The organism is Actinomadura formosensis, from assembly GCF_050948385.1.
Classification (GTDB): Bacteria; Actinomycetota; Actinomycetes; order Streptosporangiales; family Streptosporangiaceae; genus Spirillospora; species Spirillospora formosensis.
The window spans coordinates 4412533-4433266 of record NZ_CP192011.1; the positions used below are offsets into that span (position 1 = coordinate 4412533).

The following is a 20734-nucleotide window of genomic DNA, read 5'->3' on the forward strand; positions in this document are numbered from 1 at the left end:
CAGTCGATCTCACCCGACCCCGAGCAGCGTCACCGCCTGAAGGTCATCCCGTCTCCCCGGTGTAGGCGGCGATCGTGCGGTCCGCGCAGGCGCGGGCGGCGGCTTCGTCGGCGCCCGCCGCGATGTGCGCCGCGTACCAGGCGTCGCCGCTCTGCCGGATGAACTCCTTGCCCTCGTCCGTCAGGGACCACTCCGGTCCCATTTCCGAAGGGATGTCCCTCCCGGACGCCAGGTGCAGGGCCAGGCCGAGAAGCCCCTGGTCCCAGCCGATGCCGACGGCACCGGGCCCGAACCGGTCCCACATATCGTCGTCGACGTGGGCGATGTGCTCCAGTTCGAGGCGGGCCCGGCCGTCCGGTTCGGGGGTCAGCCGGACCTCGATCCAGCTGACCTGGCCGCCGAACTCCCAGGTCGCGGAGAAGCTCTTGGGCGGGTCGCAGCTCTCGACCGTCCCGGACGCGTTGCCCTCCAGCCGGTAGCGGCCCCCGAGCCGGAGCTCGCCGGAGATCGGCAGGAACCAGCGGGGAATCCGCTCGGTGCTGGTGACGGCTTCCCACAGGTCCTCGACATCGGTGTCGTAGACCTGGCTGACCGTCGACGTCCGCGCGGTGCCGGCCTCCAGCACCCGTTCGCCGACCTTGCGGCGCACCGCGTTGATCTGCCCCGTCACTTCGGTCATGTCTCGCTCCCTGGGTTGTGGCGGCGTGCGCGCTTGCCCCGGGCGATCTCGGTCGCCAGGGCGTCCAGGTGCGGGGTCCAGAACCGGCGGAAGCGGTCGAGCCAGGCGTCGACCTCCTGCAGGGGCGCGGTGTCGACGGCGTAGAGCCGGCGCGTCCCCTCCGCCCGCACGACCGCGAACCCGCTGTCGCGCAGCACCTTCAGATGCTGCGACACGGCGGGCTGCGAAATCCCGAACTCCTCCCGGACAACGGCCGTCACCTCTCCGGAGGATCGCTCACCCTCGGCGAGCAGCTCCAGAATCCGGCGCCGTACCGGGTCACCCAGAACATCGAACGCGTGCACGACCCCAAGCTACAGCCCAGGCTTATATAAGCCAAGACTTAATTTCAATGTCCGCCGGCGAGCAGCTCCTCGAACGGGACGGGGTGGGCGTACGGGTCGTCCTTCGGCGGGGCCGGGCGGGCGGACATCAGGGCCGCCAGCTCGGCGCCGGCGCGGGTGATGCGGTCGGGCAGCGCGGTCTCGCCGCTCCCCCAGTCCTCGGACGCCGCGTAGACCGCGGTGGGGACGACCGCGGCGCGCAGGTAGGCGAACAGGGGACGCAGGGCGTAGTCGATCGCCAGGGAATGCCGGGCCGTGCCGCCGGTCGCGCCGAGCAGCACCGGCTTGCCCTCCAGGGAATCCCGGTCGAGGACGTCGAAGAACGTCTTGAACAGTCCGCTGTAGGAGGCGTTGAAGACGGGTGTCACGGCGATGAGGCCGTCCGCGTCCGTCACCGTCTCGACGGCGGTGCGGAACGTCCCGGACGGGAAGCCGGTGAGGGTCGCGTCCACCATCGCGTGGGCGTGGTCGCGCAGCTCGATCGTCTCGACGGCGGTGTCCGGCCCGAGGGCTTCGGCCGCCGCCGCGGCGAGGCGGTCGGCGAGCAGCCGGGTCGAGGACGGCTGCCCGAGCCCGGCGGAGATGACGGCGATCATCGGACCTCCTCGGCGAGCCGGGAGGTGTGGGTCGGCGCGGTCGCCGGGACGTGCGCCGGGCGCAGCGCCTCGAACTCCTTGCGCAGCACCGGGACGACCTCCTCCCCCAGCATGTCGAGCTGCTCCAGGACGGTCTTCAGCGGCAGCCCGGCGTGGTCCATCAGGAACAGCTGGCGCTGGTAGTCGCCGAAGTGGTCGCGGAACGTCAGGGTCCGGTCGATGACCTGCTGGGGGCTGCCGACCGTGAGCGGCGTCTCGGCGGTGAACTCCTCCAGGGACGGCCCGTGCCCGTAGACGGGGGCGTTGTCGAAGTACGGGCGGAACTCGCGGACGGCGTCCTGGGAGTTCTTCCGCATGAAGACCTGCCCGCCGAGGCCGACGATCGCCTGGTCGGCGGAGCCGTGCCCGTAGTGCTCGAAACGCTGCCGGTACAGGCCGACGAGGCGCTGGAAGTGCTCCTTGGGCCAGAAGATGTGGTTGGCGAAGAATCCGTCGCCGTAGTAGGCGGCCTGCTCGGCGATCTCGGGGCTGCGGATCGAGCCGTGCCAGACGAACGGCGGCACGCCGTCCAGCGGGCGCGGGGTCGAGGTGAACGACTGCAGCGGCGTGCGGAACCGGCCCTCCCAGTCGACGACGTCCTCGCGCCAGAGCCGGTGCAGGAGGTGGTAGTTCTCGATCGCGAGCGGGATGCCGTCGCGGATGTCCTTGCCGAACCACGGGTAGACGGGGCCGGTGTTGCCGCGTCCCATCATGAGGTCGACCCGGCCGTCGGCGAGGTGCTGCAGCATCGCGAAGTCCTCGGCGATCTTCACCGGGTCGTTGGTGGTGATCAGCGTGGTCGCGGTGGACAGGATGAGCCGCTCGGTGCGGGCCGCGATGTAGCCGAGCATCGTCGTCGGGGAGGACGGCACGAACGGCGGGTTGTGGTGCTCGCCGGTCGCGAAGACGTCGAGCCCGACCTCCTCGGCCTTGAGCGCGATCGCGACCATGGCCTTGATCCGCTCGGCCTCGGACGGGACGCGGCCGTCGGTCGGGTCCGGGGTGACGTCGCCGACCGTGAAGATCCCGAACTGCATGCCGGCCTCCGAAATAGTAGAACTTTCAATAATCCTACCGAACCGGGCGGGGCGAGAGCGTATTCCGGCCCGTCAGGCGAGATCCGAGACGTCCCGTTCGAGCGCGTCGATCAGCCAGGAGCTGATCGTCCCCGCGGTGGCGGGCTCCCCGGTGACCTCGCCGAACAGCGTCCAGTACCGGCGGACGCGGGGGTCCTGCTCGGTGGCGACGGCGGGCAGCAGCGCGCGCCGGAACTCCGGCGTATCGCGTTCCCGCCGGCCCGCCGCATGGGCCGCGACGAAGAGGTCCAGGGCCGGGCCGGGGGCCGGTTCGCGGCCCGCGAGCACCAGCGGCGCGGCCAGCGCCAGTGCCTCGCCGTGCCCCGCGATCAGCGTCGGCTCGTCCCGCACCCGCTCGGCGTTCGCCCGGCCCCGGGCGCGCAGCTCGCGCAGCAGCGCCCGGTCGCTCGCCACCGCGACCATCCCGGCGTAGGCGACGACCTGCCCGGGCGTCGGATCGGCGGGCGGCTCCGGGACGCTCATCTCCAGGAACATCCGCATCGCCTCGTCCGGCAGCGAGACGAGGACGCGGCGGCGCCAGAAGTCCAGCAGGACGTCCCGCGCGGCCGGGCCGTCCCGCACGGCGGCGAGCAGGTCGAGGCGAGCGGCGCGGTCGGCCGGGCTCGCGTCCTCGACCGCGCGCAGCGACGCGCGGCGCCAGGCGAGCGCGGCCAGCGCGGCGTCGGCGGCGCGCCGCTCGGCGGTGACGGCCTCCTCCAGCGACAGGTCCCCGGTGAGGACGGCGACGATGCCGGGCAGGCCGAGCCCGAGACCGCGCAGCCGCCGCACGAGCCGCAGCCGGTCCACCGCCGAGGCGTCGAACCGGCGGTGCCCGCCCGCGCTGCGCCCGGCCTCGATGACGCCCTCGTCGCAGTAGAAGCGGATCGTGCGCACCGGGACGCCGGTCAGCGCCGCCAGATCGCCGATCCCCAATGTCCTGTCCTCGGTCACAGGGGCTTGAACCTCCACCTGACTGGAGTTCCTACTCTACGGGCGCAACGAGAACCCAGGAGAAAGGGGAAGGACGTGCTCGACCCGGAACGCATGAAGGAGGGGCTGCGCGAGCAGACCCGCGGATTCGCCGAGGCCGCCGCCGGGCCGGACCCGTCCACGCGCGTGCCGACCTGCCCGGAGTGGACGCTGCGGGACCTGGCCGGCCATGTCGGCCAGGCGCACCGGTGGGCGGCCCATCTGATCCGGACGGGCGGCACCGAGGTCGTGGACGAACTGCCCCGCACGATCCCGGACTCCCCCGCCGGCTGGCCCGGATGGCTGCGGGACGGCGCGGCGGACCTGATCGCGGCGTACGAGGCGAACCCGGACGGCACGGTCGAGCACGCGATCATCGGGACGCAGCCGACCGTCATGTGGCTGCGCCGGATGCTGCACGAAACGGCCGTCCACCGCGCCGACGCGGCGTTCACCGCGGGCGTCCCGTTCACGCCGGCGCCCGACCTCGCCGCCGACGCGATCACCGAGTTCCTGGGGCTGCTGACGCGGGCGTCGGCGACGGCGTACAAGCCGGAGCTGGCCGAGCTGCGCGGGACGGGCCAGACGCTGTGCCTGCGTCCGGCGGAGCCGACCCTGCCGGGGTGGCTGATCACCCGCACACCCGCCGGGCCGTCCTGGCGGGACGAGGCCGGGGACGCGGACGTGACCGTCACCGGGCCCGTCCGGGACCTGCTGCTCGTGTTCGCCCGCCGGCTCACCCCGGACGAGGCCGACGTGAAGACGACCGGCGACGCGTCGCTCGTGCGGCACTGGCTCGCGCACACCGCGGTCTAGGCGCCGCCCTGCCGGGGCGGCGCGGGAGCGGCGCCCACGGATCGCCTCTGGTCTGATGGGGCTCCTTGGGGGAATGCTCGGGGACATGATCGGTGAACACGTCCTCGCCGGATACGTCCCCGACGCCGGCGGCAGGGAGGCGCTGGAGCTCGCGCACGGCATCGTCGCGCTGACCGGCGGCCGGCTGAGCGTGGCGACCGTCCATCCGCCGGGCCTCCCGGCCGCCGCCGGCGAGGCCCGGGCCGTGCTGGAGCAGCTGGCCGGCCGGCTGGAGGACCGGCCGGCGGACCTGCTCGTCCAGGAGGGACGCAGCGTCGGGCGCGGGCTCACCGTGCTCGCCAGCCGGATCGGCGCCGACCTGATCGTCGTCGGCTCCCCCGAAGGCGGCGCCCACGGCCGCATCGGCGTCGGCGCCGCCGCCGACCACCTGCTGCACTCGGCGACCGAGGCCGTGATGCTCGCCCCGTCCGGCTACACCCCGCCGGACGACCTCGGCCGGATCACGGTCATGTACGTCCGGCGGCCCCAGTGCGACGAGGCCGTCATCCGCGCCGCCCAGGCCGCCGAGCGCCTGGAGGTACCGCTCCGGCTGGTCACACTGGCCATCGGCGAAGTGTCCGCCGAGCCGCTGCGCGACGACCTGGCGCTCGCCATCCGGCTCGCCCTGGACTCCGCCGACCTGCTCCCCGAGGACGTGTCCGCCGAGGTCGGCGAAGGCGACGACGTCGCGGACGCCCTGGACGACGTCGACTGGCCCGAGGGCGAGCTTCTCGTCTGCGCGTCCAGCGAGGACGCCGCCGCCCACCGCGTCTTCCTGGGCGAGGTCGCGCTCAAGGTGCTGCGCGCGGCCTCGTGTCCGGTCACCGTCCTCCCTCGTGGCTACTACTGAGTGGTCCCTTTTAACCTGTTCAGCGGAACGGCTTGCCGCCCGCCATTTACCTCGGCTACATTCCGTCGAGATCGGAACGTGACATTGGAACGCGGCACGTCCGGTCCCCGGTCGGGCGTCACCCTGCCCGAACGAGCCAGGCGCAGGGAGCGAGATGGACCCGATCGGCAAGAAGCTGCTCGACATCGCCAAGAAGGAACTCGGCTACACCGAGAAGGGCGACGGCTACACCAAGTTCGGCGACTGGTACGCCAAGAACATCGACGGCGACCACGACGAGTACTTCAAGACCGCCCCCTGGTGCGACATGTTCCTCGCCTGGGCCGCCGACAAGGCCGACGTCACCGACCAGGCCGGGCAGTTCGCCTCCACCATCGACCACGCCAAGTGGTTCAAGAAGAACGACGCCTGGGGCCACGACCCCGAACCCGGCGCCATCGTCTTCTACGACTGGAACGGCTCCGGCGACATCGACCAGATCGACCACGTCGGCATCGTCGAGAAGGTCGACGGCCACACCCTCCACACCATCGAGGGCAACGCCGACGGCTACAAGCTCATGCGCAAGACGCGCGACACCGGCTCGGTCGTGGGCTACGGGTACCCATCGAAGATCAAAGTCGAGGCCAAGTACACCCCCAAGCACGCCGCCCCCGCCACCACCGTCGACAAAGTCGGCGCCCCCCTCACGTCCACGAAAACCCACGAGGCCGAGCACAGCGCCCCCACCGCCGAGCAGCTCCCCACCCAGGAGGTCGTCCTCGGCGGCATCCTCGCCTTCGTCCTCTGCGGCACCGTCGCCCTCGCCGCCGGACGCGCCGCCGCCGCGAAAGCCCCCACCACGCCGCCGATCCGCGTCCGCAAACGCGGCAAGCACCACCGCCCGGCCGCCCCCGTCACCCTCCCCGCCGACGTCACCCCGGCCGACCTCGACGCCGCCGACGCCGGCACCACCATCATGCCCGCCCTCTCCCTCGCCGCCGCCCACGAGGCCGAAGACCGCGAGTTCTGGGGCCGCATCGCCCACCTCGAAGAGGACACCGAACTCGCCTTCTGGAACTCCCTCCACTCCGATGTCACCGAAGACACCCCGGCCCTGTACGCAAGCACTCCAGGATTCCGCTAGAGTTGTCCATGCAAGCCCGGGGGGCGACCCCCGGACCAGCACGCGGACGTGGCTCAGTTGGTAGAGCATCACCTTGCCAAGGTGAGGGTCGCGGGTTCGAATCCCGTCGTCCGCTCTGAGAGGCCCCATCAGGCCTCGCTCTGGTGGAGTGGCCGAGAGGCGAGGCAACGGCCTGCAAAGCCGTGTACACGGGTTCAAATCCCGTCTCCACCTCGCAGCACACGCAAGGGCGATTAGCTCAGTGGGAGAGCGCTACCTTGACACGGTAGAGGCCACTGGTTCAATCCCAGTATCGCCCACTTCGGAGTTGGGAGTGGTGTGGTCGGAGCCTGGGGGCTCCTTCCCCGCCGCTCCTTCGCCATGTTTGCCCGGGGGGCGACCCCCGGACCCCCGGTGTGGGGGCTCCGCCCCCACGCCCCCTCCCGGCTCAGGTCATCGGTTAGCTGCGGGCTTCCACGGGGGGTGGGACTTCGCCCCAGCTCTCCCTTTCGGTTTGGGTTGTCGGTTAACTGCGGGCTCCCCCTGGGGTGGGGCTTCGCCCCTACACCCCCTTCCGGGTCAGGTTGTCGCTTAGTTGCGGGCTCCCTCTGGGGTGGGGCTTCGCCCCTGCACCCCCTCCCGGGTCAGATCGTCGTTTAACTGCGGGCTTCCACGGGGGTGGGGCTTTGCCCCTACAGGCCCTTCTGGGGCAGGTTGTCGATTACCTGTAGGTCGGCGGGGGTGTGGCTTCGTCCCTATGCCTCGGGCGTTGTTCGCCTGCTGGTCTCACTGCGCTCGCCGGGCGGGGTGGGCCGTGGGGGGTAGGCGTCAGTCGTGGGAGGCGATCGTGTGGGCGTGTAGGGAGAGAACGTGGGTGAACAGGGCGGGGGCCTGTGAGCCGTCGGCGGCGTCGGGGAGGACGTCCGGGGTGAGGGTCCAGTCCATGCCCACCCAGGAGTCGCCGATGGTGTCCGGGCTGGAGGGAAGGGTGTGGCAGGACTGCCGGAGCCGCATGGCGCGGACGGAGTCGGCCGCGGGGGTGTCGGTCTCCACCAGGAGCACCGGGACGCCCACCGGCGGGCCGTCCTCCACCAGGCGCAGGAGCTGGTGCGCGTCCTCGCCGTCGAGCGCGGCGCCCGCGTCGAGGATCACCACCAGGCGGATGGGCGGGCCACCGGCGGCCGGGTCCCCCTCGCCGCCGATGCGGCGCAGGTCCACCAGGTCGAGCAGGCGCCGGATCCGCTCGGCCGCCGCGGAACCGGTGGCCGCGCCGCCGCCCAGCAGCCGGGCGCTCGTGGCCGGGTCGAAACCGTGCAGCCAGCCCGCGCCCGACAGGCCCGCCGCGTCGATCACCTCCAGCCCGGCCAGCCCCGGCGGGACCGCGGCCAGGAACCGGGTCGCCAGCGACCAGGCGTAGGCGGCCGAATCACCGGGCATCGTGCCGCGCGAAAGCCACATGCCGCGCCGCCACGGCAGCCGCAGGGCGAGCGGCACCCGCAGATCGGGCAGTTCGGTCAGGGACAGCCGGCCCAGCAGCATCCCGTCGGCCAGGTCGGTGCGGGGCCGCCAGGTCAGCCAGGACGGCGCGTCGAACGGCGCCAGTTCCGGGGTGACATGGGGCTCGACCCGGGCCAGCTCGTCGCGGAGCTGGGCGGCGTCGGCCCGCAGGCGCCGGTCCGCCGTCGCCATGAGCTCCTCGAAACGTCCGCGCGGCCGCCGGCCGGCGATCTCCTCGTTGCGGACGGTCAGCGCGTGCTCGGTGGACGCGCGGAAAGCGGCCAGCGAACGGCTCGCGTCCTCCCAGACCAGCCAGCACCGTTCGAGGTAGTCGACCTCCGTGCCGGGCGGCGGCTGCGGGGCCGCAGGCTCCGGCCGGGGCCGCGGGGCGATCGCGGCGGGCTCCGGTTCCCCCGGATCGTCCACCTCGACACCGTGCGCCTCCGCCAGTTCCGCCAGGCCGCCGGGGTAGCCCTGGCCCACGGCGCGCACCTTCCAGGCGCCGGCGCGGCGGTAGACCTCCAGGCCGATGATCGCCTTCTCCGGGCCCAGCCCGGTGACGGTGAACTCGGCCAGGCACGCGCCGCCGTCCGCGGTGAGCCGGACCTGCGGCGGCGGCATCGTCCCGAACGACGCCGTACCGGTCAGGCTCACCGCGATCAGCACCGCCGCGGCGTCACCGGGGACCGCGTCGAGGTCGAGGACGACGCGCTGGCGGCCGCCGCCGTCGGCCCAGCGGACGCCGGGCGCCTGCGGGGCGTTGAAGAACACCAGGTCGGCATCGGAGCGGACGCGCAGGTCCGGGCCGACGAGCAGCGCGCTGACGTCCACGGGCAGGGCGCAGGACACGGTCGCGGTCACCCGCCGGGCGGGCAGCGGAGCATTGGCGCCACGGGTGAGTTCGGTCATCGGTCAGGCGTGGGCGGCGATCGCCGGCAGCATGTCCTGGAACGTGCGGCCGTGACAGGGTTCGCCGATCGCGTTCATCTTCCAGCCGCCGCCGTGCCGGTAGATCCGCGCCATCACCATGGCGGTGTGGGCGCCGCCGCCGGTCAGCGTGTACCGGGCGAGCTCACCGCCGTCCATCTCGTTGACCAGCCGGCAGAAGGCGTTCTCCACCTCGTTGAAGGTCTGGCCGTTGAACGAGCTGACGGTGAACACCAGCGAGGTGACGTGCACGGGGAGGCGGTTCAGGTCGACGATGACCGACTCGTCGTCGCCGTCGCCCGCCCCGGTCAGGTTGTCGCCGGTGTGCCGGACGGATCCGTCGTCGCTGACGAGCTTGCCGAAGTACACCACGTCCGCGAGGTTGGCGTCGGCGAAGAGGACACAGGACGCGTCGAGGTCGATGTCGCGCTCGCGGGAACCGAAGAAGCCCTTCTTCTTCACCGCGTCCCAGCCCAGGCCCATCCGGACCATGCTGAGCGCGCTACCGGGCTTCTCCAGCGAGATCCGCTGGCCCTTCACCATCGAGACCGTCACAGCCGTCTCCTCCTCGTCATCCCCTGTGCCGCGCTGACCCGAACACCCCCGGCCGGCCCGCGGACGCGGCCGGGTGCGAGCAAGCCTGGCAGCCCGTCCGCCCGTTGTCATCTCGTTCCCGCGGGAGTCACAGCCCGAGGCGCCCGGCGTGGCGGGCGAGGAAGGCGATCACCTCGTCCTCGGATTTGTCCGGGAGCCCCCACAGGATCTCGGTCACGCCGGCCTCGTCCCAGGCGGCCATGTCCTCGGGGGACGGGCGCCTGGCGGCCAGGACGGAGATTTCCGGGCGTCCGGCGCGTCCCGCGTCCGCCCAGGCCGTCTGGAGGGCGGCGACCTTGGGCAGGATGTCCCGCTCGGTGGGGGTGGTGATCCAGCCGTCGGCGTGGGCGGCGATCCATGCGAGCGTCTTCGGGCCGCCGCCTGCGCCGATCAGCAGGGGGATGTGCGGCTGGACGGGCTTCGGCCACGCCCAGGACGGCCCGAAGGAGACGAACTCCCCGGAGTAGGACGCCTGATCCTCGGTCCACAGCGCACGCATCGCCTCCACGTACTCGCGCAGCACCGTCCGGCGCTTGCCCGCCGGGACGTTGTGGTCGGCGAGCTCGTCGGTGTTCCAGCCGAAGCCGGCGCCGAGCGTGACACGGCCGCCCGACAGGTGGTCGAGCGTCGCGATCGTCTTGGCGAGGGTGATCGGGTCGGACTCGGCGGGCAGCGCCACGGCCGTCGCGAGCCGGATGGTGGAGGTGACGGGGACCGCGGACGCGAGCGAGACCCACGGGTCCAGCGTGCGCATGTAGCGGTCGTCCGGGAGGGACGCGTCGCCGGTGCCGGGATGCGCGGCCTGCCGCTTGACGGGGATGTGCGTGTGCTCGGGGACGTAGCAGGAATGGAACCCGTTCTCCTCAGCGGCTTTCGCCGCGGCCGCGGGCGTGATGCCTCGGTCACTGGTGAAGAGCACGATGCCATGGCGCATGCGAGCCATGGTAGAACGTGTTCTATGAGCGCCCCCGGCGGAGGGCGCGGGGCAGCGCGGTGACCGCCCGGCCGACCCGGTAACTGACCGAGCCCTTGACGGAGTCGAGTTCGTGGCGGGTGCGCTCCAGGCCCTTCTCCGTGCGGACCAGCCGGTCCTCGGCCTGGGCGAGGCGCTTCTTCAGCACGTCGATCTTCTTCGGACCCGTCGTCCTGCTCTTGATGCGGATGATGCGGTGCCCGCCGACCTGCTGGACCTCGTGCCAGACGTCGTCCTGGCCCGCCAGCCACTCCAGAAGCTCGTCCTGGACGGGCCCGGGGTCGCCCCAGGTGCCGTAGAGCTTCTGGGACGTGACGCAGATCGGGCGCAGCCCATCGGCGGCGACCGATTCCCAGACCGCCGCCGCCACTCCCGGCGTGTGCTCGGCGCGGTAGTCGTCGCACACGATGACGCCCCCGGTACGGAGCATGACGTGCGCGGCCTGGATGTCGCCGTGCACGTGCTCGTACAGGTGAGACGCGTCCACGTGCACGAAACGGCAGGTCTCCGGCCCGACATGGTCGAGGATCATCGATGTCGGGCCCTGGACGATCTCCGGCAGCCGGTCGTGGAAGGCACGGTAGTTCTCCTCGAACGCCGTGCGGGTCAGCGTCGCGTAGGACTGGTGCATCTCCGCCTGGTTGGAGTCGTCCGGCGCATCGGAGTCGAAGAGGTCGCAGACGGTGAAGCGCTCGTTCTCGCGCGGATGGCGTCCCATGAGGATCGCGCTTTTACCAAGGTAGGAGCCGAGTTCGACGAGGTCCCCGGTGTGTCCGAGGCGTTCCTGGCGCTCCAGGAACCAGGTGAAGAGAAGCTGGTCGACCCGGGGGAACCACCCCTTGACGTCGTCCAGTGTGGCGGGCAAGCCGGTTCCGTGGCTTGTCATGTTCGCAGCTCCAACGTCGTCGTGCCCGCGAATGGGAGCGGCGGACACTGCGTGTTGTGACGGTGCCCTTCAGGGCCGTTTCTCTACCGATGGAGGATGTTGACAGCGTGGATGGTAGATCATACGGTTCGTCTGATTCACGGTTACCCGAGGGAAATCCGGTGAAATGCCGGTGCGGACGCGCCACTGTATCCGGGACGACGATCCCGGGAGCCAGGTCGCTCGGGTGACCGCGACCTCACTGTCCGGGACGCGCTAGATCACCCGTGGAGGCTCCGTGAGCACCATGTCGGCTCGCACCGCATCGACCCGTACCATTCCCCTTTCCCGTCTCGTTCCCTGGCTGCTCGCGGTGCCCGTGCTGCTGCTCCTCGGCTACCTCGTCCTGATGGACAACGGCGCCGTGTCGCAGGCCGGCGGCTACCTCCACGAGCTGATGCACGACGGGCGGCACCTGCTCGGCGTGCCCTGTCACTAGGCCGCCGCATGGTTCGCACCCTGCTGGTCAGGGGCCTTGTCCTGGGCCTGCTGGCCGGCCTCGTCGCGGGCGTCTTCGCCTTCGCGGCCGGTGAGCCGCGCCTTGACGAGGCGATCGCGCTGGAGAACGCCGCCGCCGCGCAGCAGCACGGCGAACACGCGCATGGCGAACACGCGCACGGTGAGCATGAGCACGGCGAACACGCGCACGGTGAGCATGAGCACGGCGAAGAGGTGAGCCGCGGCACGCAGAAGGCCGGGCTCTTCCTCGCCACCGGGCTCTACGGGCTCGCCGTCGGCGGCGTGTTCGCGCTCGTCTACGCGGGACTGCGCGGCCGGGTCGGTCCGCGGTCGGACGGCGCGCTCGCGCTCGCCGCCGCCGGGATCGGCTTCGCCGCGGTCATCGTCGTCCCGTTCCTGAAGTATCCGGCGAACCCGCCGGCGGTGGGCGATCCCGAGACGGTCGGCAGCCGGACGCTGCTGTACCTGGGGATGATCATCGTCGGGCTGCTCTCGGTCGCGGTCGCGGTGACCACGGCGCGGAGCGTGCCCGGCGGGCCGTGGGCGCGCTGGCCCGCGGCCGTCCTCGCGTTCGTCGTCCCGGTGGTGGTGGCGTCGCTGCTGCTGCCCCCGGTGGACGAGGTGCCGGACGGGTTCCCCGCCACGCTGCTGTGGCAGTTCCGCCTGACCTCGCTCGGGACGCAGCTGGTGTTCTGGGCGTCGTTCGGCACGCTGTTCGGGTGGGCGTGCGACCGCGCGGCCCGGCCGGAGCGTCCCACGGTGGCGGCATGAGCGGGCCGGCATGAGCGGGCCGGCCTGAACGGGGTGCTGTTCGTCCGGCACGCGACGTCGCCGGCGATGCGGGAGGCCCGCTTCCCCGCCGATGACGACGCCGACGCGGCCGGGCTGGCCAGGGCGCGGACGCTGGCCGGGACGCTGCCGGACGGTGCGGCGTGGACGTCACCGGCCCGCGCCGCCCGGCAGACCTGCGCCGCGCTGGGGCTCACCGCCCGGCCGGTCGCGGCGCTCGCCGAGGCCGATCACGGCCGGTGGGAGGGCGTCCGGTACGCGGAGATCGAACCGGGCGAGCTGGCCGGGTGGCTGTCGGATCCGGACGCGGCGCCCCACGGCGGCGAGTCGCGGCATGCCCTCGCGGCGCGGGTCGCCGCCTGGCTGGGCGGACGGCCGTCCGGGGTCGCCGTCTGCGACGCCGGAGTCATCCGCGCCGCGCTCTGCCACGCCCTCGGCCTGGACATCACCGCCGCGGACCGCGTCGATCTCGCGCCGCTGTCCACCACCGGACTCGCCGCCGCCCGGGACGGCTGGCGGGTCGCCCACGTCAACCGGAAGGTAGTTCTTTGAACGCCCCCTATCCGTTCAGCGCCGTCGTCGGCCTGGACGATCTGAAGCTGGCGCTGCTGCTCAACGCCGTCTCGCCGCGGGTCGGCGGGGTGCTGGTGCGGGGCGAGAAGGGCACCGCGAAGTCGACGATCGTGCGGGCGCTGGCGGCCCAGTTGCCCGCCATCGACGTCGTGCCGGGCTGCCGGTTCGCATGCGACCCGGCGGCGCCGGATCCGTCCTGCCCGGACGGCCCGCACGAGCCGGGCGGACCGGCGACGACGCGGTCGTCCGCGCTGGTGGAACTGCCGGTCGGCGCGTCCGAGGACCGGCTCACCGGGTCGCTGGACGTGGAGCGGGCGCTGACCGAGGGGGTGAAGGCGTTCGAGCCGGGGCTGCTGGCGGCGGCGCACCGGGGCGTGCTGTACGTGGACGAGGTGAACCTGCTGCACGACCACCTGGTGGACCTGCTGCTGGACGCCGCCGCGCTCGGCACCTGCCATGTCGAGCGCGAGTCGCTGTCGGTCCGGCACGCGGCCCGGTTCCTGCTGGTCGGGACGATGAACCCGGAGGAGGGCGAGCTGCGTCCGCAGCTTCTCGACCGGTTCGGGCTGACGGTGGAGGTGGCGGCGTCGCGGGAGCCGGGGGAACGGGCGGAGGTCGTCCGGCGGCGGCTCGCGTTCGAGGCGGACCCGGCCGCGTTCGCCGCGCGCTGGGCCGGCGCCGAGGCCGAGCTCGCCGGCCGGATCGCGGCGGCCCGCGACCGGCTGGGCCGGGTGCGGCTGCCGGACGAGCGGCTGCCGGACGAGCGGCTGGAGCAGATCGCGGCGGTGTGCGCCGGGTTCGAGGTCGACGGCCTGCGCGCCGACCTCGTCACGGCGAACGCCGCGCTGGCGCACGCGGCCTGGCAGGGGCGGGACGAGGTGACGGCGGACGACGTCCGCGCGGCGGCCCGGCTGGCGCTTCCGCATCGGCGCCGCCGCGACCCGTTCGACGCGCCCGGCCTGGACGAGTCGCTCCTCGACGAGCTGCTGGACGGCTCGTCCCCCGACGACGACCCGCCCCCGGACGGCGGCGGAGACCAAGGAGGGGGCGGCGGAGGCGAAGGACCGCCGCCTCCGCCGCGCGACGGCGGTCAGGGACCGGCCGAGGCGCCCGAGACGGGCCCGGCGGACGGCGAACGGCACGGGGGCGGCGAGCGGGTCGCGGGTGCCGCGGCGCCGCACGCCGTGCCGCGGCTGGAGGTGCCGGGCGTCGGGGACGGCGCCGCGGGACGGCGGTCGCGCGCCCGGACGGCGCGGGGACGGGTGACCGGGGCGCGCCGCCCCGCCGACCGGGTCCGTGATCCGCACGTGGTGGCGACGCTGCTGGCCGCCGCTCCCCGGCAGCGGGCGCGCGGACGGTCCGGGGCGGGGCTCGTGCTGCGGCCGGACGACCTGCGGGAGGCCGTCCGGGAGGGACGCGAAGGCAACCTGGTGCTGTTCGTGGTGGACGCCAGCGGCTCGATGGCGGCGCGCCGCCGCATGACGACGGTGAAGACGGCCGTGCTGAGCCTGCTGCTGGACGCCTACCAGCGCCGCGACAAGGTCGGCCTGATCACCTTCCGGGGGCGGACCGCCGACCTGGTGCTGCCGCCGACGTCGTCGGTGGAGGCGGGCGCGGCGCGGCTGCGGGCGCTGCCGACCGGGGGCCGCACGCCGCTGGCCGCCGGGCTCGTCCGGGCCGCCGAGGTGCTGCGCGCGGAACGGCTGCGCGATCCGGCGCGGCGCCCGCTGCTCGTGGTCGTCACCGACGGGCGCGCCACGGCGGACGGCGACGTGGACCGTGCCGCCGGGCTGCTGGCGGGCACGGCGGGGATCGTCGTGGACTGCGAGGACGGCCCGGTCCGGCTCGGCCTGGCGGGACGGCTCGCGGTCCGGATGGACGCGCGGCTCGTGCCGCTCGGAGATCTCGATGGAATCGTGCGCGCGCACAGGAAGGCGGCCTGACATGCCCCAGGGCAAGCCCCTCACCGTCCCCGACGACGGCCTCACCACCCGGCAGCGCCGCAACCGGCCGCTGCTGATCGTCCACACCGGCCCCGGGAAGGGCAAGTCGACGGCCGCGTTCGGGATGGCGCTGCGGGCGTGGAACCAGGGCTGGCCGGTCGGGGTGTTCCAGTTCGTGAAGTCGGCGAAGTGGCGGATCGGCGAGGAGCGGGCGCTGCGGGTGCTCGGCGCCACCGGCGAGGGCGGGACGGTCGCCTGGCACAAGATGGGCGAGGGCTGGTCGTGGATCCAGCGGCCCGGCGCCGAGGAGGACCACGCGGCGGACGCGCGGGAGGGCTGGGCGCAGATCAAGCGGGACCTGGCCGCCGAGACGTACCGTTTCTATGTGCTGGACGAGTTCACCTATCCGATCAAGTGGGGCTGGCTGGATCTGGACGACGTGGTCGAGACGCTGACCGCCCGCCCGGGGACGCAGCACGTCGTGGTCACCGGGCGGGACGCACCGGACCGGCTGGTCGAGGCCGCCGACCTGGTGACGGAGATGGGCAAGGTCCGGCATCCGATGGACGCCGGGCAGAAGGGGCAGCGGGGCATCGAGTGGTGATCCCGCGGCTGGTGATCGCGGCCCCGGCGTCCGGGAGCGGCAAGACGACGGTCGCGACGGGGCTGATCGCGGCACTGCGGGCGCGGGGCGGGAAGGTCTCCCCGCACAAGGTCGGCCCCGACTACATCGATCCCGGATACCACGCGCTCGCGGCGGGCCGGCCGGGACGCAACCTCGATCCGTGGCTGACCGGCGAGGAGCGGGTCGTCCCGCTGTTCCGGCACGGCGCGGCCGGATGCGATGTCGCCGTGGTCGAGGGTGTGATGGGCCTGTTCGACGGGCGGGACGACACGGGGTTCGCGTCCACGGCGCATGTCGCGCGGCTGCTCGCCGCGCCGGTCGTGCTGGTCGTGGACGCGGCCCGGCAGAGCCGGTCGGTGGCGGCGCTCGTGCACGGGTTCGCGACGTTCGAGCCGGGTGTGCGGATCGGCGGCGTCATCTTGAACCGGATCGGGTCGGACCGGCACGAGGAGCTGTGCCGGGGCGCGCTGGAGTCGGCGGGCGTGCCGGTGCTGGGGGCCGTCCGGCGGGACGACGCCGTGCTGACCCCGTCCCGGCATCTCGGGCTGATCCCGGCGGCGGAGCGCGGGGCGCGGGCCGTGCGGGCGGTGGAGCGGCTCGGCGAGCTGATCGCGCGCTCGTGCGATCTCGATGCGCTGCTGCGCCTGGCCGGTACCGCTCCCCCGCCGGCCGGGACGGTGTGGGAGCCGTCCGATCAGGTCGTGCCGGTGGCCGGGCGCCCGGTCGTCGCGGTGGCGGGCGGGGCGGCCTTCACCTTTTCCTACGCCGAACACGGGGAGCTGCTGCGTGCGGCGGGCGCCGATGTGGCGGTGTTCGATCCGCTGCGGGACGAGGCGCTACCGGACGGGACGGCCGCGCTCGTCATCGGCGGCGGCTTCCCGCAGGTGCACGCCGCCGAGCTGGCCGCGAACGCGCGGCTGCTCGACACGGTGACGGCGTTTCGCGGGCCGGTCGCCGCCGAATGCGCGGGGCTCCTCTATCTCTGCGAGGAACTCGACGGGCGGAAGATGTGCGGGCTGGTGCCGGGGCGGGCGCGGATGACGCCGCGGCTGACGCTCGGATACCGGGAGGCGGTCGCCGTGGCGGAGTCCCCGCTGACCCGGGCGGGTGAGCGGTTCCGGGGCCACGAGTTCCACCGGACGGTCCTGGAGGGCGGCGCGGAGCCGCTGTTCCGGTGGCGGGGCGGCGGCGACGGGTTCGGGAACGAACGGATCACCGCGTCCTACCTGCATCTGCACTGGGCCGGCCATCCGGAGGCGGCTCAGCGGCTCGTGTCGTCCTCCAGGTCGCCTTCGGTCTTGAGGTAGACCTCCTGGAGGGCCTGGAGGATCTCCGGGTCCGGGTGCTCCCACATGCCGCGCCCGGCCGCCTCCAGGAGCCGCTCGGCGATGCCGTGCAGCGCCCACGGGTTCGACTCGGCCATGAAGCGGCGGTTCTCCTCGTCCAGGACGTAGGCGGCGGTGAGCCGGTCGTACATCCAGTCGGCCATGACGCCGGTGGTGGCGTCGTAGCCGAACAGGTAGTCCACGGTCGCGGCCAGCTCGAACGCCCCCTTGTAGCCGTGGCGGCGCATCGCGGCCAGCCACTGGGGGTTGACGACGCGGGCGCGGAAGATCCGCGCGGTCTCCTCCGCGAGGGTGCGGGTGCGGACGGCGTCCGGGCGGGTGCTGTCCCCGACGTAGGCCGCCGGGGCCCTGCCGGTCAGCGCCCGGACCGTCGCGATCATGCCGCCGTGGTACTGGAAGTAGTCGTCGGAGTCGGCGATGTCGTGCTCGCGGGTGTCGACGTTCTTCGCGGCGACGGCGATGCGGCGGTAGGCGTTCTCCATGTCGTCGCGGGCGGGGACGCCGTCGAGGTCGCGTCCGTAGGCGTGGCCGCCCCACACCGCGTACACCTCGGCGAGGTCGGCGTCGTCGCGCCAGTTGCGGCTGTCGATCAGCGGGAGCAGACCCGCCCCGTACGCGCCGGGCGGGGACCCGAAGATCCGCCTGGTGGCGCGCCGCTCGTCGCCGTGGCGCCCGGTGTCGGCCCGCACGTGGGCGCGGACGTGGTTGTCGGCGTCCGGCTCGTCCAGGCCCGCGACGAGCCGGACGGCGTCGTCCAGCATCGCGACGACGTGCGGGAACGCGTCGCGGAAGAAGCCGCTGATGCGGACCGTCACATCGATGCGCGGCCGGCCCAGCTCGGCGAGCGGGATCGGTTCGAGTTCGGTGACGCGGCGGGACGCCTCGTCCCATGCCGGGCGGACGCCGAGCAGCGCCAGCACCTCGGCGACGTCGTCTCCGGCGGTGCGCATGGCGCTCGTCCCCCACACCGACAGGCCGACCGAGCGCGGCCATTCGCCGTGGTCGGCGCGGTAGCGCTCCAGCAGCGAGCCGGCCATCGCCTGCCCGGTCTCCCAGGCGAGGCGGCTGGGGACGGCGCGCGGGTCCACCGAGTAGAAGTTGCGGCCGGTCGGCAGGACGTTGACCAGGCCGCGCAGCGGCGACCCGCTCGGGCCCGCCGGGATGTAGCCGCCGTCCAGGGCGTGCAGGACGTGGTCGAGTTCGTCGGACGTGCGGGCCAGGCGCGGGACCATCTCGGTGGCGGCGAACTCCAGGACGCGCCGCACGGGCTCGCGGCGCTCGGCCGGGACCCGCCGGGCGGCCTCTTCGGCCGCGTCCGCGGACCAGGCGGCGTCCTCCATGGCCTGGACGAGTTCGCGGGCGGTGGTCTCGGCGGCGTCGACGTCGGCGAGGGCCGCGCCGCCGTCCTCGCTGAGCCCCAGTGCCTCGCGCAGGCCGGGGAGGGTCTCGCGGCCCGACCACATCTGCCGGGCGCGGAGCATGGCCAGCACCAGGTCGACGCGGGTGTCCCCCTCCGGGGCCAGGCCGAGGACGTGGAGGCCGTCGCGGATCTGCGCGTCCTTCACCTCGCACAGCCAGCCGTCCACGTGCAGCAGGAAGTCGTCGAACTCGGTGTCGTGCGGGCGGTCGTCCAGGCCGAGGTCGTAGTCGAGCTTCGCGGCCTGGATCAGCGTCCAGATCTGCGCGCGGATCGCCGGGAGCTTCGCCGGGTCCATCGCGGCGATCGTGGCGTGCTCGTCGAGGAGCTGTTCGAGGCGGGCGATGTCGCCGTAGGTCTCGGCGCGGGCCATCGGCGGGACCATGTGGTCCACGAGGACGGCGTGCGCGCGGCGCTTGGCCTGCGTCCCCTCCCCCGGGTCGTTGACGAGGAACGGGTAGATCAGCGGGACGTCGCCGAGGGCCGCGTCGGTGCCGCACGACGCCGACATGCCGGCCGCCTTGCCGGGCAGCCACTCCAGGTTGCCGTGCTTGCCGACGTGCACGATGGCGTGCGCGCCGAACTCCTCCGACAGCCAGCGGTAGGCGGCCAGGTAGTGGTGGCTGGGCGGCAGGTCGGGGTCGTGGTAGATCGCGATGGGGTTCTGCCCGAAGCCGCGTGGCGGCTGCACCATCACGACGACGTTCCCGGCGCGCAGGGCGGCGAGGACGATGTCGCCGTCCTGGACGAACAGCTCGCCGGGGGGCGGGCCCCAGTGCCGTTCCATCCCCTCCCGCAGGCCGCCCGGGAGGGTGCGGTACCAGCGTTCGTAGGACGCGGCCGAGATGCGCACGGGGTTGCCCGCGAGCTGCTCCTCGGTGAGCCAGTCCTCGTCCTGGCCGCCGGCCGCGATGAGCGCGTGGATGAGCGCGTCGCCGTCCCGGTCGCGGACGCCGGGGAAGCCTTCGCCGAGGTCGTAGCCGGCGTCGCCGAGGCGGGCCAGCAGCCGGACGGTGCTCGCCGGGGTGTCGAGGCCGACGGCGTTGCCGACGCGCGAGTGCTTCGTCGGATACGCCGACAGCATCACGACGATGCGGCGCCCGGCGGGCGGGGTGTGGCGGAGGCGGCCGTGCCGGACGGCGATCCCGGCGACGCGGGCGGCCCGCTCGGGGTCGGCGCGGTAGACGGTGAGGCCGTCCTCGTCGATCTCCTTGAAGGAGAACGGGACGGTGATGATGCGCCCGTCGAACTCGGGGATGGCGACCTGCGACGCGGCGTCCAGCGGGGACAGGCCGTCGTCGCTCGCGTCCCAGTCGGCACGGCTCGTGGTGAGGCAGAGGCCCTGCAGGATCGGGACGTCCAGCGCGGCGAGGGCGCCCACGTCCCACGCCTCGTCGTCGCCGCCCGCCCCGGCCGTCGCGGGGCGCGAACCGCCCGCCGCGAGCACGGTCACGACCAGCGCGTCCGCCGCGCGGAGCGTGTCCAGCAGCGCGGGCTCGGCGGTGCGCAGCGACGAGCAGAACACCGGCATCGCCCGCCCGCCCGCGTCCTCGATGGCGGTGCACAGCGTCTCCACGAACGCGGTGTTCCCGGCCATGTGGTGGGCGCGGTAGTACAGGACGCCGATGACCGGGCCCTCGGTGGTGCGGGCCGCGCGGTCGAGCCGTCCCCACGTCGGCGTGGGGGCGGGGGGCGCGAAGCCGTATCCGGTCAGCAGCACGGTGTCGGACAGGAACGCGTGCAGCTCGGCCAGGTTGGCGGGCCCGCCGTGCGCGAGGTAGGCGTGCGCGTCGGCGCAGACACCGCCGCTCACGCCGCCCCTGAGACGGGACAGTTCCATCAGTTCGGCGTCGGGGGCCTGCTCGCCGCCGAGGACGACCACCGGGCGGGGCCCCGCGAGCAGCGCGTCGAGGCCGTCCTGCCAGGCGCGCCGGCCGCCGAGCAGCCGCACCACGACGAGGTCGGTGCCCTCCACCAGGGCGGGAAGGTCGTCCACGCGGAGGCGCGCGGGGTTGCCGAGCCGGTAGGCGGCGCCGGACGCGCGGGCGCTCAGCAGATCGGTGTCGGACGTCGACAGCAACAGGACGGTGCCAGCGGACACGGCCGTTCCTCCC

Annotated in this window: 19 protein-coding genes and 3 tRNA genes; 12 read left to right on the plus strand and 10 right to left on the minus strand. The window is 73.5% G+C overall.

Annotated features, from left to right (window positions below; translation table 11 throughout):
• Positions 1-43 precede the first annotated feature (43 nt).
• From ACQP1N_RS21020 to ACQP1N_RS21040, 5 genes are all read right to left on the minus strand, one after another.
• Entirely contained in the window at positions 44-679 is a 636-nt protein-coding gene (locus ACQP1N_RS21020) for an SRPBCC family protein (protein ID WP_433226125.1), read from the minus strand.
• Complete coding sequence (locus ACQP1N_RS21025; protein WP_067806646.1) at positions 676-1023, minus strand: ArsR/SmtB family transcription factor; 348 nt, start codon at positions 1021-1023, stop codon at positions 676-678. The genes ACQP1N_RS21020 and ACQP1N_RS21025 overlap by 4 nt, the downstream gene beginning before the upstream one ends.
• Before the next feature lie 44 nt (positions 1024-1067).
• Complete coding sequence (locus ACQP1N_RS21030; RefSeq protein ID WP_433226128.1) at positions 1068-1658, minus strand: FMN reductase; 591 nt, start codon at positions 1656-1658, stop codon at positions 1068-1070.
• Positions 1655-2734: an LLM class flavin-dependent oxidoreductase gene (locus tag ACQP1N_RS21035; RefSeq protein WP_067806640.1), complete on the minus strand. Its 1080-nt coding sequence runs from the start codon at positions 2732-2734 to the stop codon at positions 1655-1657. The genes ACQP1N_RS21030 and ACQP1N_RS21035 overlap by 4 nt, the downstream gene beginning before the upstream one ends.
• A gap of 72 nt (positions 2735-2806) precedes the next feature.
• Positions 2807-3724: a MerR family transcriptional regulator gene (locus ACQP1N_RS21040; protein ID WP_067806638.1), complete on the minus strand. Its 918-nt coding sequence runs from the start codon at positions 3722-3724 to the stop codon at positions 2807-2809.
• A gap of 75 nt (positions 3725-3799) precedes the next feature.
• On the opposite strand from ACQP1N_RS21040, the gene ACQP1N_RS21045 reads away from it, so the two are divergent.
• The 6 genes from ACQP1N_RS21045 to ACQP1N_RS21070 all read left to right on the plus strand — a co-directional run bounded on the left by ACQP1N_RS21045 (position 3800) and on the right by ACQP1N_RS21070 (position 6872).
• On the plus strand, positions 3800-4558 hold the full coding sequence (locus ACQP1N_RS21045; RefSeq protein ID WP_207394016.1) for a maleylpyruvate isomerase family mycothiol-dependent enzyme: 759 nt from the start codon (positions 3800-3802) through the stop codon (positions 4556-4558).
• Positions 4559-4643: 85 nt separating this feature from the next.
• Positions 4644-5447, plus strand: a complete 804-nt coding sequence (locus tag ACQP1N_RS21050; protein ID WP_067806663.1) for a universal stress protein — start codon at positions 4644-4646, stop codon at positions 5445-5447.
• A gap of 154 nt (positions 5448-5601) precedes the next feature.
• Positions 5602-6573: a CHAP domain-containing protein gene (locus tag ACQP1N_RS21055; RefSeq protein ID WP_067806635.1), complete on the plus strand. Its 972-nt coding sequence runs from the start codon at positions 5602-5604 to the stop codon at positions 6571-6573.
• 42 nt (positions 6574-6615) lie between these two features.
• A tRNA-Gly gene (locus tag ACQP1N_RS21060) sits at positions 6616-6688 on the plus strand.
• A gap of 27 nt (positions 6689-6715) precedes the next feature.
• Positions 6716-6786 (plus strand) — tRNA-Cys (locus ACQP1N_RS21065).
• 14 nt (positions 6787-6800) lie between these two features.
• Positions 6801-6872 (plus strand) — tRNA-Val (locus tag ACQP1N_RS21070).
• Positions 6873-7380: 508 nt separating this feature from the next.
• Here the strand turns inward: ACQP1N_RS21070 and ACQP1N_RS21075 are convergent.
• From ACQP1N_RS21075 to ACQP1N_RS21090, 4 genes are all read right to left on the minus strand, one after another.
• Entirely contained in the window at positions 7381-8958 is a 1578-nt protein-coding gene (locus tag ACQP1N_RS21075; RefSeq protein ID WP_433226132.1) for a TerD family protein, read from the minus strand.
• A 3-nt stretch (positions 8959-8961) separates the two neighbouring features.
• Entirely contained in the window at positions 8962-9531 is a 570-nt protein-coding gene (locus tag ACQP1N_RS21080) for a TerD family protein (protein ID WP_067807483.1), read from the minus strand.
• Positions 9532-9658: 127 nt separating this feature from the next.
• The gene (locus ACQP1N_RS21085; protein ID WP_067807480.1) at positions 9659-10504 is read right to left on the minus strand and encodes an LLM class F420-dependent oxidoreductase; all 846 of its coding nucleotides are present in this window, start codon (positions 10502-10504) and stop codon (positions 9659-9661) included.
• 22 nt (positions 10505-10526) lie between these two features.
• A complete protein-coding gene (locus tag ACQP1N_RS21090; RefSeq protein WP_084263495.1) occupies positions 10527-11429 on the minus strand; it encodes a class I SAM-dependent methyltransferase in 903 nt (300 codons plus the stop codon).
• 286 nt (positions 11430-11715) lie between these two features.
• On the opposite strand from ACQP1N_RS21090, the gene ACQP1N_RS21095 reads away from it, so the two are divergent.
• The 6 genes from ACQP1N_RS21095 to ACQP1N_RS21120 are packed head-to-tail and all read left to right on the plus strand — an operon-like array spanning position 11716 to position 17164.
• Positions 11716-11907, plus strand: coding sequence for a CbtB domain-containing protein (locus ACQP1N_RS21095; protein ID WP_067807488.1), 192 nt, complete (start codon positions 11716-11718; stop codon positions 11905-11907).
• Between the two features lie 8 nt (positions 11908-11915).
• Positions 11916-12698 (plus strand): CbtA family protein, encoded by a 783-nt coding sequence (locus ACQP1N_RS21100; protein WP_433226135.1) that lies wholly within the window; start codon positions 11916-11918, stop codon positions 12696-12698.
• Between the two features lie 33 nt (positions 12699-12731).
• A complete protein-coding gene (locus ACQP1N_RS21105; protein WP_433226137.1) occupies positions 12732-13268 on the plus strand; it encodes a histidine phosphatase family protein in 537 nt (178 codons plus the stop codon).
• Positions 13265-15232: a VWA domain-containing protein gene (locus ACQP1N_RS21110; RefSeq protein WP_433226139.1), complete on the plus strand. Its 1968-nt coding sequence runs from the start codon at positions 13265-13267 to the stop codon at positions 15230-15232. Before ACQP1N_RS21105 ends, ACQP1N_RS21110 begins: the two co-directional genes overlap by 4 nt.
• Before the next feature lies 1 nt (position 15233).
• Positions 15234-15836: a cob(I)yrinic acid a,c-diamide adenosyltransferase gene (gene cobO / locus ACQP1N_RS21115; RefSeq protein ID WP_067806310.1), complete on the plus strand. Its 603-nt coding sequence runs from the start codon at positions 15234-15236 to the stop codon at positions 15834-15836.
• Entirely contained in the window at positions 15833-17164 is a 1332-nt protein-coding gene (locus ACQP1N_RS21120) for a cobyrinate a,c-diamide synthase (protein WP_433232773.1), read from the plus strand. Before cobO ends, ACQP1N_RS21120 begins: the two co-directional genes overlap by 4 nt.
• Here ACQP1N_RS21120 and cobN read toward each other — a convergent pair.
• Complete coding sequence (gene cobN, locus ACQP1N_RS21125) at positions 17119-20721, minus strand: cobaltochelatase subunit CobN (protein ID WP_433226141.1); 3603 nt, start codon at positions 20719-20721, stop codon at positions 17119-17121. The genes ACQP1N_RS21120 and cobN overlap by 46 nt on opposite strands.
• Positions 20722-20734: the final 13 nt, after the last annotated feature.